Consider the following 14,218-nt stretch of genomic DNA (forward strand, 5'->3'; position numbering starts at 1 on the left):
CTCACCCCCCGTCGAGCAGGGCGTCGAGCCCGCCGGCGAGCACGCGCTGCTGGTCCTCGCGGTACTTGAGCACGGCGCCGAGCGTGACCGCGGCGGTGCCGGGGTCCAGGTCGCGGACGCCGAGCGCGACCAGCGCCTCGGTCCAGTCCAGCGACTCCGCGACGCCCGGCGGCTTGAGCAGGTCCCGGGCGCGCAGCCGCTGCGCCGCGCCCGCGACCTGCCCGGCCAGCCGCTCGGCCGCGGCGGGCAGCCGCCGCCGGATGATGGCGACCTCGCGGTCGAACGACGGATGCTCCAGCCAGTGGTACAGGCAGCGCCGCTTCAGCGCGTCGTGCACCTCGCGGGTCCGGTTGGACGTGACGACGACGACCGGCGGGCGCTCGGCCCGGATCGTGCCGAGCTCGGGGACGGTGATGGTGAAGTCGCTGAGCACCTCGAGCAGGAACGCCTCGAACTCGTCGTCGGCGCGGTCCAGCTCGTCGACGAGCAGCACGCTCGGCGCGGTCTCCAGGGCGCGCAGCAGCGGCCGGGCCAGCAGGAACCGCCGGTCGTACAGCTCGCCTTCCAGCCGCGCGACGTCGCCGACGCCGGCGGCCTCGGCGGCGCGCAGGTGCAGGAGCTGGCGCGGGAAGTCCCAGTCGTACAGGGCCTGCGAGGCGTCGAGGCCCTCGTAGCACTGCAGGCGGATCAGCGGTGCGCCGAGCGCCGTCGCGAGGGTCTTGGCCAGCTCGGTCTTGCCGACCCCGGCCTCGCCCTCCAGGAACAGCGGGCGGCCCATCCGCAGGGCGAGGAAGCACGCGGTGGCGAGGCCCTCGTCGCAGAGGTAGGCGTGCCGGTCCAGCAGGCTCGCGAGGTCCGCGGGCGAGGCGACCTCGTCCGCCGCCGTCGGCGCCGTCTCCACCATGTTCGCCAGGCTACCCAGCGGAGCGGCCGAGTCCCAGACGTCCGCATCCCCCGTTTCCGGCGCCGTTTTCCATGGTGAACCTGTAGGGAAAGTTGACTTTCGGGCGGCCGGTCAGCAGCATCGAGCACATGCGAACCGGTGACACCCCCCACCGTCCCCAGCCCGGCCCCGGCGGCGATCTGACCGACGAGGCGACCTACGAACGCGTGCGCACGGCCCAGGCCGCCTCATCCGGCCGCGCGCTGTCGCGGCGCGGCATGCTGCGGCTGTCCGCCGGCGCGGGCCTCGGCGCCGCCCTCGGCGCGGCCGCCGCCTCACGGCCCGCGTTCGCCGACCCCGCCACCGCCGCCCCGGCCGCCGACACCGCGGCGGCCACCGGGATCGTCAAGCCGCTGCCACCCGAGCTGTTCATCCCGCAGGGCACCAACGCGGAGATGCGCTGGGAGGCCATGCGCGGCCAGGGCCACCTCACCCAGGTGGACCGGTTCTTCGTCCGCAACCACGTCGCGACACCGCTCGTCGACGCCCGCACCTGGCGCCTCAAGCTCTGGGGCACCGGCCTGCGCGGCGCCCCGCCGGAGTCGCGCCCCGTCGAGTTCTCCTACGAGGACCTCCTCGGCATGCGCGCCGAGACCATCACCTCGTTCATCGAATGCACCGGCAACGGCCGCAGCTTCTACGCCTCCCAGCAGGGCCAGGAGGTGTCGGGCACCCCGTGGAAGCTCGGCGCGGTCGGCGTCGCCCGCTGGCGCGGCGTGCCGCTGTCGGCCGTCCTCGAACGCGCGGGTCTCACCCCCGGGGCTGTGGACATCCTCCCCCGCGGACTGGACGCTGACTACGTGGACAAAGGCGAGAACCTCGGCCGGGTCAGGCGCCCCCTGCCCGTCGCCAAGGCGCTCAAGGACGTCCTGCTCGCCTACGAGATGAACGGCGCGCCGCTGCCGCCCGACCACGGCTTCCCAGTCCGGCTGGTCGTCCCGTCCTGGGTGGGCGTCGCCAACATCAAGTGGGTCGGCGACATCCAGGTCGCCGACGAGCCGCTCTTCTCCCCTTGGAACACCCGCTACTACCGGCTCTTCGGCCCCGGCTACCCGCCCGAGGGCAGCGCGCCGCTCACCCGCATGAACGTCAAGTCGGCGTTCGAGCTGCCGTGGGACGCGCCGCTGCCCGCCCGCCCCCAGGTCCTGCACGGACGGTCCTGGTCCGGCACCGGGCGCGTGCGGAAGGTCGAGGTCAGCGCGGACGGCGGCCGCACCTGGCGGCACGCCCGCCTGCGGGACCGGCACGCCGACCCGCGCGGCTGGGTCCGCTGGGAGTTCCCGTGGCGGCCGGACGGCCCCGGACACCACGAGCTGCTCGCCCGCGCGACCGACGACACCGGCGCGTCCCAGCCGTCCACCGCGCCCTACAACACGCTCGGCTACCTGTTCGGCGCCGTCGTCCGCCACCCGGTCACCGTCTCCTGAAGGGACCCTCCATGGCACTGTGGAAGCCAGACCCGACCTTCTACGCCTCGCCGCGCGACGCGGTGTCGGCGCCGCCGGAGAAGCTGGCCTACGTCGCCGCGTTCGACCGCTCGGCGGAGAAGCCGGACGCGATCGCCGTCCTCGACGTCGACCCGGGCTCGGCGTCCTACGGCGACGTCGTCGGCTGGACGGACCTGCCGTACCTCGGCGACGAGCTGCACCACTTCGGGTGGAACGCGTGCAGCAGCGCCCTGTGCCCGTACGCGCCGCACCCGCACGTGGAGCGCCGCTACCTGATCGTGCCGGGGCTGCGGTCGTCGCGCGTCTACGTCATCGACACCAAGGACAAGCCGACGTCGCCGGAGATCGTGAAGGTGCTGGAGGCGGACGAGCTGGCGAAACGCGCCGGGTACTCGCGGCCCCACACCGTCCACTGCGGACCCGAGGGGCTGTACCTCACCGCGCTCGGCGGCGCGAACGGCGAGGACGGGCCGGGCGGGATCGCGCTGCTCGACCACACCTCGTTCGACGTCCTCGGCCGCTGGGAGGTCGACCGCGGCCCGCAGTACTTCGCCTACGACGCCTGGTGGCACATCGCGCACGACGTGCTCATCACCTCCGAGTGGGGCACCCCGTCGATGATCGAGGACGGGGTCGTCGGGGAGCTGCTGCTCGGCCGCAAGTACGGGCACTCGCTGCACTTCTGGGACCTGCGCAAGCGCCGCCACGTCCAGGAGGTCGACCTCGGCGACGAGCACCAGATGGTGCTGGAGCTGCGGCCCGCGCACGACCCGACCAAGCAGTACGGCTTCGCCGGCGTCGTCGTCAGCGTCGAGGACCTGTCGGCGTCGGTGTGGCTGTGGCACCGCGACGGCGACCGGTGGGCCGCGACGAAGGTCATCACCATCCCCGCCGAACCCGCCGACGCGTCGGTTCTGCCGGACGTCATCAAGCCCTTCGGCGCCGTCCCGCCGCTGGTCACCGACATCGACCTGTCGGTGGACGACCAGTGGCTGTACGTGTCGTGCTGGGGCACCGGCGAGCTGAAGCGCTACGACGTCAGCGACCCGTTCCACCCCGTCGAGGCGGGCTCGGTGCGCCTCGGCGGCATCGTCGGCCGCGCCCCGCACCCGGCCGCGCCGGACCTGCCGCTCGCCGGCGGCCCGCAGATGGTCGAGGTCAGCCGCGACGGGAAGCGCGTCTACGTCACCAACTCGCTCTACGGCTCCTGGGACGACCAGTTCTACCCCGACGGCGTCGGCGCCTGGATGGCCAAGCTCGACTCCACCGCCGACGGGTTCGCCCTCGACGAGCGGTTCTTCCCGCACGGCGACGCGTTCCGGGGCCGGCGCCCCCACCAGACGCGGCTGCAGGGCGGCGACGCCTCGTCCGACTCCTACTGCTACCCGTAGCGGTGAAGGACGGTTCGCTCGCCGCGCTCGTCGCGATGGGCGCCTTCCACGGCCTCAACCCGGCGATGGGCTGGCTGTTCGCCGTGGCCCGCGGCCTCCAGGAGCGCAGCAGGGCCCTCGTCCTGCAGTCGCTCCCCGCGATCGCCGCGGGCCACGCCGCGTCCGTCGGGGCCGTCGCGGTCCTCGTCGCGCTCACCCGGTCGGTCGTGGCGACCCAGGCGGTCGCGATCGGCGGCGGGATCGTGCTGGTCGGGTTCGGGCTGTGGCGGCTGCTGTCGCGGCGGCACTTCCGCTGGGTCGGCATGCGGATCTCGCTAGGGCAGCTCGCCGCCTGGTCGTTCCTGATGTCGTCGGCGCACGGCGCGGGCCTGATGCTGCTGCCCGTGCTCACCGCGTCCGGGACCGTCCCCGCCGGCCACCACCACGGCCTCGCGTCGGCGTCCGGGAACGCCGTGTCCGCCGCGATCTTCGTGACCGGCGTGCACACGCTGGCGATGCTGGCGGTCGCGGGGACCATCGCCGTCGCCGTCTACGAGATCGTGGGGCTGGCGATCCTCCGCCGCGCCTGGTTCAACCTGGACCGCGTGTGGGCCGCCGCCCTCATCACCGCCGGCGCCGTCACGCTCGTGACCGCCCTCTAGGAGGTGCCGGCGCGGGTCAGGTGCAGGCCGATGCCGTAGCCGGTGACGACCGTCAGGGTGTAGGCGTCGACCGGCGCGCGGCCGGCGTCGTAGGCGGTGCCGGTGATGGCGAGCGCCGGGTCGCCGGGGGACGCGCCGCAGCGCCCGGCGTCCGCCGCGTCCAGGACGGCGGGTTCGAGTCGCTGCAGGCTCTCGGCGACGCGGCTCCCCGCGAGCGCCAGCGCGTCGACGATCGTCGGGCTCGCGGCGAGCACACCGGGAGTGATGCGCTCGGCGACCGCCTGCGGCACGACGTCGGTCGCGACGCCGTACGGGACGCCGTGGCGGAGCCGGGTGGCGCGGTAGCGGACCAGCGGCGCGCCCACCGGGACCTTCAGGCGCGCGGCCAGCGCCTCGTCCGCGGCGAGCGCGTCCTGCACGCGGTCGCGTTCGACGACGTGGTGCGCCTCGTTGTCCAGGTCGTCGAGGAAACCGGTGTAGACCGGCCCCGACCTCGGCGACAGCGGCTCGATCGGCAGCGGGTCCGCGACGTAGCTGCCCGACCCGCGGCGGCTGGTGACGTAGCCGGTGTCGCGGAGCTCGGCCAGCGCCTGGCGGACGGTGCTGCGGCTGGCGCCCATCGCCGCGGCGAGGTCGTCCTCCCCGGGCAGCCGCTCGCCGGGCGCGTAGTGCCCGGCGAGGATCCGGCTCTTGAGCGACATCGCGATGCGCACGTACAGCGGGCGGTCCGCCCCCGGCGGGCGTGCCATGGCAGGTCCCTCCTCGTCACACCGCGACGTCGTCGAGTTCCCGCCGGACGGCGGCCTTCGTCGCGGCGGGGGCGTACGCGGCCTCCAGCGCGGCGGCCTGCGCGTCCAGCAGCGCGCGGCGGGTGAAGCCGTGCAGGTCGTGGGCCATGCGGAGCTCGTCGTTCAGCGTGGTCCGGAAGTAGGCCGGGTCGTCGGTGTTCAGCGTCACGACCAGCCCGGCCCGCGCCAGCTCCCCCAGCACGTGGCTCCGCGCGTCCTTCACCAGCTTGAGGGCGACGTTGGACGTCGGCGCCACCTCCAGCGGGATCCGCCGCTCGGCCAGGTGCGCGACCAGCGCCGGGTCGTCCAGGCAGCGGATGCCGTGCCCGATCCGGTCGGCCTTCAGCGCCCGCAGCGCGCCCCACACGCTCTCCGGGCCCGCGGTCTCCCCGGCGTGCGGCAGCGCGGCCAGCCCGGCCGCCTTCGCCTTGGCGAACGAGGACGCGAACGGCTCGGGCGGGAACCCCTCCTCCACCCCGCCGAGACCGAGGCCGACGACCCCGGCGGGCGCCGTCCGGCCGAGCAGGAAGTCCACGGTGAGATGCGAGTCCGGCGCCTCCGACTCGCGGGAGATGTCGCAGATCCAGCCGATCTCCACCCCGTGCTCGTCGCGGGCGCGCCGCCGCCCCTCGTCCAGCCCGGCGGCGTACTCCTCCAGCGCGACCCCGCGCCGGTGGTGCTGCACCGGAGTCGTGGTGACCTCGGCGTACCGGACGTTCTGCGCCGCCAGCTCGGCGGCCAGCGCGGCCGTGGCGTCCGCGAAGTCGTCGGCGCCGCGCAGCACGTCGAGGCCGGCGAGGAACAGGCGCGCGAAGTCGCCGAAGTCCTCGAACCGGTAGAGCCCCTCCAGGTCCGCGGCCGACTCCGCGCCCAGGTCGGCGCCGTGGCGGCGCGCCAGCGCCAGCAGCGTCTCCGGGCGCAGCGACCCCTCCAAGTGCACGTGCAGCTCGACCTTGGGCAGCCGCCCGATCCACGCGTCGATTCCCATCGCCCCTCCGATCTGTACGGTCAACCATACAGGTGGATCTGTATGGCGAGTCGTATAAATCCCGATTTCGCCGCGTTTCCGCAGGTGGCGGGCCCGCACGGGTGCTTGAACGCGGCCCGTCCGGCTGGCAGTGTCCGAATGTGATCACCGCACTCGCCGCCCGCCACCGCGCGATGACGCTCGCCGCCCTCCCGCTCGCCGCCGCCCCGCTGCTCGTCGCGGCCCCGGCGCGCGCGGCGGCGCGTCCCGCCGCCGGACCGTCCGGCGTCGTCGCGAAGTCCGCGCTGCTGTACGACGTGACGGACGACGCGACCGCGTGGTCCCGCGCCGCCGACACCGAACGCCCCATCGCCAGCATCACCAAGGTAATGACGGCGCTCGTCGTCCTGCACGAGGGCGGGCTCGGCCGGAAGATCACGATCAGGCGCAAGTACCTCACGTACGCGAAGAAGCACGACGGCAGCACCGCCGGCCTGCACGCGGGCGACCGGCTCACCGCGCGCGAGCTGCTCAGCGCGCTGCTGCTGCCCTCCGGCTGCGACGCCGCCTACGCCCTCGCCGACACCTACGGCCCCGGCAAGGCGAGGTTCGTCGCCAAGATGAACGACGCGGCCCGCGAACTCGGCCTCGACCACACCACCTACGCCAACTTCGACGGCCTGCCCTGGCCGACCGCCACGTCCACCCGCTCCACCGCCCGCGACCAGGTACGCCTCGCCGGCTACGCGATGGACGACGGCACGTTCCGCGCCACCGTCGCCCGCCGCACCTACAGGCTCGCCAGGACCAGGACCCACCACGCCTACACCTGGACCAACACCAACCGGCTCCTCGGCTCCTACAAGGGCGCGATCGGCATCAAGACCGGCACCACCGACGCCGCCGGCTACTCCCTGATGTTCGCCGCCCGCCGCGACGGCCGCACCTTCACCGGCATCGTCCTCAACAGCTCCACCACCGACGAGCGCGCCCGCTTCACCGACGCCGCCCGCATGCTCGACTGGGCCTTCGGCGCCACCGACGCCTACCGCGTCCCACCCGCCCCCACCAACACCACCACCGACTGACCGGCCGCGGTAGGCCTACCGCCGCTTCCCCACGGCGTTGAGGTCGATGTCGAGGTCGAACGGCACCGTCACCTTGAGCCGGTCGTGGTAGATGCCCGTGGGCACGTACGAGGCGGTGCCGGGGTCGAGTTCGTAGACGTACACGACGGTCCGGCCCGCATCCTCCTCGACCCGCCAGAAATGCTTGATCCCGGCTGCGGCGTACTTCGCGGGCTTGGTCCCCCGGTCCCGCTCCTCAGAGTCCGGCGAGACGGCCTCGACAGCGAGCACCAGGTCCTCGGGATGGTAGTAGGTGGCCGGTTCCTCCCGGTCGTACGCCTCAGCGGTCACCAGCAGCACATCGGGTTCCGTCACCTGCCGCTTGGCGAGCTTCACGGCCATCTCCCGATCGACTCGCAGATCCTCCGGCGCCTGGCGGTCGAGTTCGTCCCAGAGAAGGTTGATCACCCTGCTGTGCCACTTGCGCTGCGGGCTCACGAAGACCAGGCTCCCGTCGATCAGCTCCGTGTGCCGGGGCAGACCGCGCATGCTCAGGAAGTGGTCGGCGGTGAAGCCGCCCGGCGGGGGGATCACCCAGTCTGGCAGCGCCTCACGCTCCATGTGACCACTTTCCGCACATGACTCGATACTCTGCGCGCTCATGTCCATACAATGACACATGACTAAGCGCCTGGTCCTGCCAACAGCCTAGAACAGGCGGTGTCAGGCGGGGTCGGGGGTTTCGCTGCGGGTGCGCAGGAGGGCCTTCAGCTCGGTGAGCTGGCGGGCGGCGAGGGCCTTCTCGGCGCCGTTGATGCCCATCGCGCCGATGGACGTCCCGTCGGCGAGGTCGAGGGTGGGCCAGGGGTCGCCCTCGACCATCGACACGCCGAGCACCTCGGGCCAGGCGAGGCTGCGGGTGCGGAAGGCGTTGACGACCGTGAGGCCCGCCTCGCCGGCGACCACGCGGCAGCGGGCCAGCATGTGCAGGACCCACGCGACGACCAGGCCGAACACCACGATCAGCACCCGGTCGAACAGCTTGAACTGCGGGGCCACCACCACGGCGAGCGCGATCAGGCCGACCACGACCACGCCCGCCGTGATGTAGGCCACGAGCCGTGTGGTGCGCGGGCGCCACACGACCGGAAGGGCCCTGACCTCAGTCAACGATCTTCGAGATGGGGATCTCGAGGATGTCGTGGGCGCCGGCCGCCTTCAGCGCGGGGATCAGCGTGTTCACGCCGCGCTTGGCGACCACGGACTCGACCGCGCTGGAGTCGCCGCCGGCCAGCGAGGTGACCGTGGGCGCCGACATCGACGGCATGATGTCCAGGACCTTCTGCAGGTCGGACTGGGCGACGTTCAGCTTCAGCAGCACGTTGCCGCGCGCGCGGATCGCGCCCTGCAGCAGCAGGGAGACGTCCTCCATCGCGGCGCGCTTCTCGGCGTCCTCGTAGGCCTCGCGGTTCGCGACCAGCTCGGTGTAGCTGGTCAGCAGCGTGTCGAGGATGCGCAGGCCGTTCTTGCGGAGCGACGAGCCGGTCTCGGTGAGGTCGACGATCGCGTCCACGATGTCGGGGACCTTCGCCTCCGTCGCGCCGTAGGACGGGACGACCTTCGCCTTGACGCCGTGCTTGTCGAGGAACCGCTTGGTCATCGCGGGGAACTCGGTGGAGATCCGGACGCCCTCCGGCAGGTCGGACACGCTCTGCCAGGGCGCGTCCTCCGGCACCGCCATGATCACGCGGACCGGGTTGGAGGTCGCCTTGGAGTACTGGAGCTCGCCGAGGCTGACCACGTCGGAGTCGGTCTCGGTGATCCAGTCGCGGCCGGTGATGCCGAGGTCGAACAGGCCCTGTTCGAGGTAGGTCGGGATCTCCTGCGGGCGCAGCACGCGGACGCGGTCGATGCGCGGGTCGTCGATCGAGGCGCGGTAGTCGCGGTCCGAGGCGCGCCGGACGGTGAGATCGGCGGCGTCGAACAGCTGCATGGTCGCCTTCTCCAGCGACCCCTTGGGCAGGACGAGTGACAGCACGGAATTGCCTTTCGGAATGGGTTGCGTACGGGTGACCGGGATGACCTCAGGAGCCCAGATGCTCCAGGCCGTGCCCGGCGTGACCGTGATGCCGCAGACCTCGCAGGGTCAGTGCCGTGTCGAGTGCGGCCACAGTCGCCTCCCATCCCTTGTCCTCGGAGCTGCCCGGCAGCCCGCTGCGTTCCAATGCCTGCTCAATGGTGTCACATGTGAGGACCCCGTTGCCCACCGGAGTCGACTCGTCCAGTGCAACGCGTGTCACACCGCTCGTCACGGACTCGCAGACATAGTCGAAATGGGCGGTCGCGCCCCGGATCACCGCGCCGAGGCAGACGACGGCGTCGAGGTCGCGGGCCATCTGCTGGGCGATGACGGGGATCTCCAGGGCGCCGGCGACCCGGACGACCACGGGCGCGTCGATCCCGCACGCCTTCGCCGCGGCGAGGGCGCGCTCCAGCAGCTGGTCGGTGATCTGCCCGTGCCAGCGGGTGCAGACGACGCCGAGCGTCAGCCCGGCCGCGTCGACGACCGTGTCCTCGGGGCGTCCCGCGCCGCTCATGAGAGTCCCTCGATCTCGTGTCCGAGACGGTCCCGCTTGACCGTCAGGTAGCGCCGGTTGTGCTCGGTGACGACGACGGGCATCGTCTCGCGGCCGCGCACGTCCAGCCCGAACCCGTCCAGGCCCGCCAGCTTGTCGGGGTTGTTGGTGAGCACCCGGATCGAGCGGACGCCCAGGTCACGCAGCATATGCGCCGCGTTGGAGTACTCGCGCGCGTCGGCGGGCAGGCCGAGTTCGAGGTTGGCGTCGACGGTGTCGGAGCCGGCGTCCTGCAGGGCGTAGGCGCGCAGCTTGGCGAGCAGGCCGATGCCGCGGCCCTCGTGTCCGCGCAGGTAGACCACGACGCCGCGGCCCTCCTCGGCGATGCGCTCCATGGCGGCGTCGAGCTGGGTGCCGCAGTCGCAGCGCTCGGAGTGCAGGACGTCGCCGGTGAGGCATTCGGAGTGCGCGCGGACCAGGACGTCCTCGCCGTCGGCGAGGTCGCCGAGGACGAGCGCGAGGTGCTCGCCGCCGTCGATCTCGCTGGAGAACCCGACGGCGCGCCACATCCCGTACCGGTTCGGCAGCCGGGTCTCGACGACACGGGTGACCATCGCCTCGGTGCGGCGGCGGTGCTCGGCGAGCTGCTCGATGGAGATCAGCTTGAGGCCGTGCTCCTTGGCGAACACCTGCAGCTCGGGGAGGCGCGCCATGGTGCCGTCCTCGTTGACGACCTCGGCGAGGACGCCCGCCGGGGTGAGCCCGGCCATCCGGGCGAGGTCGACGGCGGCCTCGGTGTGGCCGCGGCGGCGCAGCACGCCGCCCTCGCGGTAGCGGAGCGGGAAGATGTGGCCGGGGCGGACGAGGTCGCCCGGCTCGGACGCCGAGTCGGCGAGCGTCCGGATCGTCCGGGCCCGGTCGCCGGCGGAGATGCCGGTGCTGACGCCGAGCCGCGCGTCGACGCTGACGGTGTAGGCGGTGCGCATGCGCTCGCTGTTCTGCGCGGTCATCAGCGGGATCTGCAGCCGGTCGAGGTCGGCGCCCTCCATCGGGACGCAGATCACGCCGCTGGTGTACCGGATCGTGAAGGTGAGCAGCTCCGGCGTCGCCTTCGACGCGGCGAAGATGATGTCGCCCTCGTTCTCGCGGTCCTCGTCGTCGACCACCACGACGGGGCGTCCCGCCGCGATGTCGGCGACCGCCTCCTCGATGGGGTCGAAGATCCCGCCGCCGTTCGGTCCGTCGTTGAGTCCGTCGTTGCCGCTCATGCGGTCACCGCCTTGTTCCCGGGGGCCGGTACTGCCTTCGCTTCCCGCAGCCAGTTCCTGAACCCGACCATCACCATCACGAAGAAGATCACGTAGACCGCGCCGGACACGTACAGCCCGGAGTGCAGGGCGACCGGCACGCCGACCAGGTCGACCAGCACCCACACGATCCAGAAGTCGACGAGCGCGCGGCTCTGCGCGAACGTCGCGACGGCGCTGCCGACGAAGATGTAGGCGTTCGCCCACGGCGACCAGGCGGCCTTGAGCCAGTCGACGTGGAGGAACAGCTCGGCGACCGCGGCGGTGCCGACGACGAGGGCCGCGATCAGCACGGCGCGCTCCTTCGCCGTCGCGCTCCGCACGACCAGGGGGTCGCCGCCGCGCCGTCCGCGCGCCCACATCGCCCACCCGTAGACGGCGAGGACGCCGAAGAGCACCTGCTTGAGGGCGTTGCCGGGGACGTCGGCGTGCACGGACGCCGCGAGCAGCAGCAGCGCGCCGACCAGTTGCACCGGCCACGTCCAGAGGGTCTTGCGCATGGCGAGCCACACCACGGCGAGCGACAGCACGTTGCCGACGAGGTCGGTCCAGAGGATGTGCTCGCCGAAGATGTCGAAGCCCGCGCCGAGCCAGCTCATGCCGCGCCGCCCGCCGGGTCGGGATCACTCGCCGGGCCGCCCGCCGCCGCGCGGTCGCCGAGCATCCGCTCGACGTACTTGGCGACGACGTCGACTTCGAGGTTGACGGGGTCGCCGGGCTTCTTGTGGCCGAGCGTGGTGAGGGACAGCGTCGTCGGGATGAGCGCGACGCTGAACCGGTCGGCGCCGGCCTCGACGACCGTGAGGCTGATGCCGTCGACCGTGATCGAGCCCTTGCCGACCACGTAGCGGGCCAGGGGCGCGGGGAGCGAGACGGTGACGACGTCCCAGCGTTCGCCCGGTTCGCGGGAGAGGATCGTTCCGACGCCGTCGACGTGGCCCTGGACGAGATGGCCGCCGAGCCGGTCCGAGAGCCGGACGGGCCGCTCCAGGTTGACCTTGGACCCGGGTTCCAGCGCGCCGAGGCTGGACCGGTCCAGGGTCTCCTTCATCGCGTCGGCGGTGAAGGTCCCGTCCTTGACGTCCACCACGGTGAGACAGACGCCGTTGACGGCGATCGACGCGCCGTGGACGGCGTCCTCGGTGACGAGCGGGCCGCGGATCGTGAGGACGGCCGAGTCGCCCTCGGCCTCGACCGCAACGATCTCGCCGAGCTCCTCGACGATGCCGGTGAACATTCCCCGGGCCTCCTTGTTCCGCTGCTACGGAACCCGGCTCCGGGGGTACGTGCGTCGACACTGCGGCACCCCTGGGTCACCAGGGGTGCACTGCGCGCTGCCTCCCATCCGGACTTTCACCGTCGGTCCTGGAGTTCCACCAGGTCAACCGGCCGATGGCTTCGGCCGGGTCGCGGACTGTCACCGCCGGTTCGGAATTGCACCGACCCCGGAGCACGCGTTCATGCTTTGGGAACCAGTGTGCCATGCGAACCATTCCCCGCCCTATGTGAGCATCGCCACGGCCGCATGCGGCCTACCAAGCGCTCGCTCGGCCTATCCTTGCGCGGTTCAACGTTCAACGATCTCCGGCGCCGGGTAGACCCCGATCCGGACCCCGCCTCCGCTCCCCGCACCCGACTCCGCGCCGCCGAGCCCGTGGTGACCGCCATCCCAACGTGGGCCCGGCGGCGCGGCCACGACTCGGCCACGACTCGGCCACGACTCGGCCCGTCCCCGCCGGCCGGGCCGGGCGGCTCAGGGGGCGAGGCGCAGGCCGCCGGGCGCGGTGGCGACGTGCGTCAGGTCCGGGACGATCGCGTGCGCCCCGGTCAGCTCGGCCCGGTCGTGGCTGGTGCCCACGGCCAGGACGGTCGCGCCGGCGGCGCGGCCCGCGGCGATGCCGGCCGGGGCGTCCTCGACGACCACGCAGGCCGACGGGTCGACGCCGAGGCGGCCGGCCGCCAGCAGGTACCCGGACGGGTCGGGCTTGCCGCGCGAGACGTCCTCGGCGGTGACGACGACGGGCGGCAGCGGGACGCCGGCGACCCCGGTGCGGACCCGGAGCTGCTCCTTGTCCATGGACGTCACCATCGCCCACGGCATGCCGTTCATCGCGGTCAGCAGGGCCAGGGCGCCGGGCAGCGCGGTGATCCCGTCGGTGCGCTCGGCCTCCAGCGCGTCGAGGCGGGCGGTGGCCGCGGCGACCCGGTCGGCGGGCAGGAAGTCGGCGACGCGGTCGCTCGTGCGGCGGCCGTGCGCGCCCGACAGGAACTCGTCGGCGTCGAGCCCGTACTCCGCCGCCCAGACGCGGGCGGCGGCCTCGACCAGCGGGGTCGAGTCGACGAGCGTGCCGTCCACGTCGAAAAGGACGGCCGTACAGGGCAGTGTCACCATGCGGTCATCGAACCATCACCACGAGGCGGCCGCGGTCGCCTTCTCCGCCTGCGCCTTCAGCCTCCGGACGGCCTCGGACGGGTCGTCGGCGCCGTAGACGGCGCTGCCCGCGACGAAGACGTCCGCTCCGGCCTCCGCGCAGCGCTCGATCGTCTCGGCGCTGACGCCGCCGTCCACCTGGACCCACACCGGCAGGTCCCGGCCCTTGATCATGTCGCGGGCGCGGCGGACCTTCGGCAGCACGACGTCCAGGAACCTCTGCCCGCCGAACCCGGGCTCCACGGTCATCAGCAGGAGCATGTCGATCTCGCCGAGGAGGTCCTCGAAGCCCTCGACCGGAGTGGCGGGATTCACACCGAGCCCGGCGCGCGCGCCGGCCGCGCGGATGGCGCGGAGCGTGCGGATCGGCGCCTTGGCGGCCTCGGCGTGGATGGTGACGGAGCCCGCCCCGGCCTCGGCGTACTGCGGCGCCCACCGGTCCGGGTCCTCGATCATCAGGTGGCAGTCGAGGGGCAGCGCGCTGTGCTTGAGCAGCGCCTCGACGACCGGGAGGCCCAGGGTGAGGTTGGGCACGAAGTGGTTGTCCATGACGTCGACGTGCACCCAGTCGGCGGTGCCGGAGATGAGCGCGACGTCCTCGGCCAGGCGGGCGAAGTCCGCGGAGAGGATGCTGGGTGCGATCTGTGGTGCCATGATGC

General features: G+C 72.8%; 16 protein-coding genes and 1 riboswitch. Of the genes, 4 read left to right on the forward strand and 12 right to left on the reverse strand.

Going from position 1 to position 14,218, the window contains the following annotated elements; translation table 11 throughout:
- Window position 1 precedes the first annotated feature (1 nt).
- Entirely contained in the window at window positions 2-904 is a 903-nt protein-coding gene (locus amrb99_RS28585; RefSeq protein WP_190861754.1) for a MoxR family ATPase, read from the reverse strand.
- A 128-nt stretch (window positions 905-1,032) separates the two neighbouring features.
- Here amrb99_RS28585 and amrb99_RS28590 point away from each other — a divergent pair, with 128 nt between their 5' ends.
- From amrb99_RS28590 to amrb99_RS28600, 3 genes are read left to right on the forward strand one after another with little or no spacing between them, the layout of a single operon-like run.
- Window positions 1,033-2,370, forward strand: coding sequence for a sulfite oxidase (locus tag amrb99_RS28590; RefSeq protein ID WP_190861756.1), 1,338 nt, complete (start codon window positions 1,033-1,035; stop codon window positions 2,368-2,370).
- Window positions 2,371-2,381: 11 nt separating this feature from the next.
- A complete protein-coding gene (locus tag amrb99_RS28595) occupies window positions 2,382-3,782 on the forward strand; it encodes a selenium-binding family protein (protein WP_190861758.1) in 1,401 nt (466 codons plus the stop codon).
- 2 nt (window positions 3,783-3,784) lie between these two features.
- On the forward strand, window positions 3,785-4,423 hold the full coding sequence (locus amrb99_RS28600; RefSeq protein WP_190861760.1) for a hypothetical protein: 639 nt from the start codon (window positions 3,785-3,787) through the stop codon (window positions 4,421-4,423).
- Here amrb99_RS28600 and amrb99_RS28605 read toward each other — a convergent pair.
- Together amrb99_RS28605 and add are read right to left on the reverse strand one after the other, a co-directional pair.
- Window positions 4,420-5,172, reverse strand: coding sequence for a GntR family transcriptional regulator (locus amrb99_RS28605; protein ID WP_190861762.1), 753 nt, complete (start codon window positions 5,170-5,172; stop codon window positions 4,420-4,422). The two genes, amrb99_RS28600 and amrb99_RS28605, sit on opposite strands and share 4 nt — an antisense overlap.
- A gap of 16 nt (window positions 5,173-5,188) precedes the next feature.
- Window positions 5,189-6,199, reverse strand: coding sequence for an adenosine deaminase (add, locus tag amrb99_RS28610; RefSeq protein ID WP_190861764.1), 1,011 nt, complete (start codon window positions 6,197-6,199; stop codon window positions 5,189-5,191).
- Between the two features lie 140 nt (window positions 6,200-6,339).
- Between add and amrb99_RS28615 the strand changes: the two genes are divergently transcribed.
- The gene (locus amrb99_RS28615; protein WP_347256906.1) at window positions 6,340-7,266 is read left to right on the forward strand and encodes a serine hydrolase; all 927 of its coding nucleotides are present in this window, start codon (window positions 6,340-6,342) and stop codon (window positions 7,264-7,266) included.
- 15 nt (window positions 7,267-7,281) lie between these two features.
- Here the strand turns inward: amrb99_RS28615 and amrb99_RS28620 are convergent, their stop codons facing one another.
- From amrb99_RS28620 to rpe, 9 genes are all read right to left on the reverse strand, one after another.
- Window positions 7,282-7,866: a Uma2 family endonuclease gene (locus amrb99_RS28620; protein WP_190861766.1), complete on the reverse strand. Its 585-nt coding sequence runs from the start codon at window positions 7,864-7,866 to the stop codon at window positions 7,282-7,284.
- Between the two features lie 102 nt (window positions 7,867-7,968).
- On the reverse strand, window positions 7,969-8,361 hold the full coding sequence (locus amrb99_RS28625) for a PH domain-containing protein (RefSeq protein ID WP_347256907.1): 393 nt from the start codon (window positions 8,359-8,361) through the stop codon (window positions 7,969-7,971).
- Between the two features lie 46 nt (window positions 8,362-8,407).
- Window positions 8,408-9,283 carry an ATP phosphoribosyltransferase gene (gene hisG, locus amrb99_RS28630; RefSeq protein WP_190861768.1) on the reverse strand — a complete coding sequence of 292 codons (876 nt, stop codon included), beginning with the start codon at window positions 9,281-9,283 and terminating at the stop codon, window positions 8,408-8,410.
- Between the two features lie 46 nt (window positions 9,284-9,329).
- On the reverse strand, window positions 9,330-9,842 hold the full coding sequence (gene ribH, locus amrb99_RS28635) for a 6,7-dimethyl-8-ribityllumazine synthase (RefSeq protein WP_190861770.1): 513 nt from the start codon (window positions 9,840-9,842) through the stop codon (window positions 9,330-9,332).
- Window positions 9,839-11,089: a bifunctional 3,4-dihydroxy-2-butanone-4-phosphate synthase/GTP cyclohydrolase II gene (locus amrb99_RS28640; protein ID WP_194737268.1), complete on the reverse strand. Its 1,251-nt coding sequence runs from the start codon at window positions 11,087-11,089 to the stop codon at window positions 9,839-9,841. Before amrb99_RS28640 ends, ribH begins: the two co-directional genes overlap by 4 nt.
- The gene (gene pnuC, locus amrb99_RS28645; protein ID WP_190861772.1) at window positions 11,086-11,727 is read right to left on the reverse strand and encodes a nicotinamide riboside transporter PnuC; all 642 of its coding nucleotides are present in this window, start codon (window positions 11,725-11,727) and stop codon (window positions 11,086-11,088) included. The genes amrb99_RS28640 and pnuC overlap by 4 nt, the downstream gene beginning before the upstream one ends.
- Complete coding sequence (locus amrb99_RS28650) at window positions 11,724-12,365, reverse strand: riboflavin synthase (protein WP_190861774.1); 642 nt, start codon at window positions 12,363-12,365, stop codon at window positions 11,724-11,726. The genes pnuC and amrb99_RS28650 overlap by 4 nt, the downstream gene beginning before the upstream one ends.
- Before the next feature lie 90 nt (window positions 12,366-12,455).
- Window positions 12,456-12,586: riboswitch (FMN riboswitch) on the reverse strand.
- Window positions 12,587-12,881: 295 nt separating this feature from the next.
- Window positions 12,882-13,520 carry an HAD-IA family hydrolase gene (locus amrb99_RS28655; protein WP_190861776.1) on the reverse strand — a complete coding sequence of 213 codons (639 nt, stop codon included), beginning with the start codon at window positions 13,518-13,520 and terminating at the stop codon, window positions 12,882-12,884.
- Between the two features lie 15 nt (window positions 13,521-13,535).
- Window positions 13,536-14,213 (reverse strand): ribulose-phosphate 3-epimerase, encoded by a 678-nt coding sequence (gene rpe, locus amrb99_RS28660; protein ID WP_190861778.1) that lies wholly within the window; start codon window positions 14,211-14,213, stop codon window positions 13,536-13,538.
- Window positions 14,214-14,218: the final 5 nt, after the last annotated feature.

It is taken from the genome of Actinomadura sp. RB99 (assembly GCF_014706005.1).
Classification (GTDB): Bacteria; Actinomycetota; Actinomycetes; order Streptosporangiales; family Streptosporangiaceae; genus Spirillospora.

Bases quoted from the DNA above. Each gene is read 5' to 3' on its own strand.
- amrb99_RS28595 (WP_190861758.1), top strand. From the start codon at position 2,382: ATGGCACTGTGGAAGCCAGACCCGACCTTCTACGCCTCGCCGCGCGAC.
- amrb99_RS28585 (WP_190861754.1), bottom strand. From the start codon at position 904: ATGGTGGAGACGGCGCCGACGGCGGCGGACGAGGTCGCCTCGCCCGCG.
- amrb99_RS28605 (WP_190861762.1), bottom strand. From the start codon at position 5,172: ATGGCACGCCCGCCGGGGGCGGACCGCCCGCTGTACGTGCGCATCGCG.
- amrb99_RS28655 (WP_190861776.1), bottom strand. From the start codon at position 13,520: ATGGTGACACTGCCCTGTACGGCCGTCCTTTTCGACGTGGACGGCACG.
- pnuC (WP_190861772.1), bottom strand. From the start codon at position 11,727: ATGAGCTGGCTCGGCGCGGGCTTCGACATCTTCGGCGAGCACATCCTC.
- amrb99_RS28650 (WP_190861774.1), bottom strand. From the start codon at position 12,365: ATGTTCACCGGCATCGTCGAGGAGCTCGGCGAGATCGTTGCGGTCGAG.
- amrb99_RS28590 (WP_190861756.1), top strand. From the start codon at position 1,033: ATGCGAACCGGTGACACCCCCCACCGTCCCCAGCCCGGCCCCGGCGGC.
- rpe (WP_190861778.1), bottom strand. From the start codon at position 14,213: ATGGCACCACAGATCGCACCCAGCATCCTCTCCGCGGACTTCGCCCGC.
- add (WP_190861764.1), bottom strand. From the start codon at position 6,199: ATGGGAATCGACGCGTGGATCGGGCGGCTGCCCAAGGTCGAGCTGCAC.
- ribH (WP_190861770.1), bottom strand. From the start codon at position 9,842: ATGAGCGGCGCGGGACGCCCCGAGGACACGGTCGTCGACGCGGCCGGG.
- amrb99_RS28640 (WP_194737268.1), bottom strand. From the start codon at position 11,089: ATGAGCGGCAACGACGGACTCAACGACGGACCGAACGGCGGCGGGATC.
- amrb99_RS28620 (WP_190861766.1), bottom strand. From the start codon at position 7,866: ATGGAGCGTGAGGCGCTGCCAGACTGGGTGATCCCCCCGCCGGGCGGC.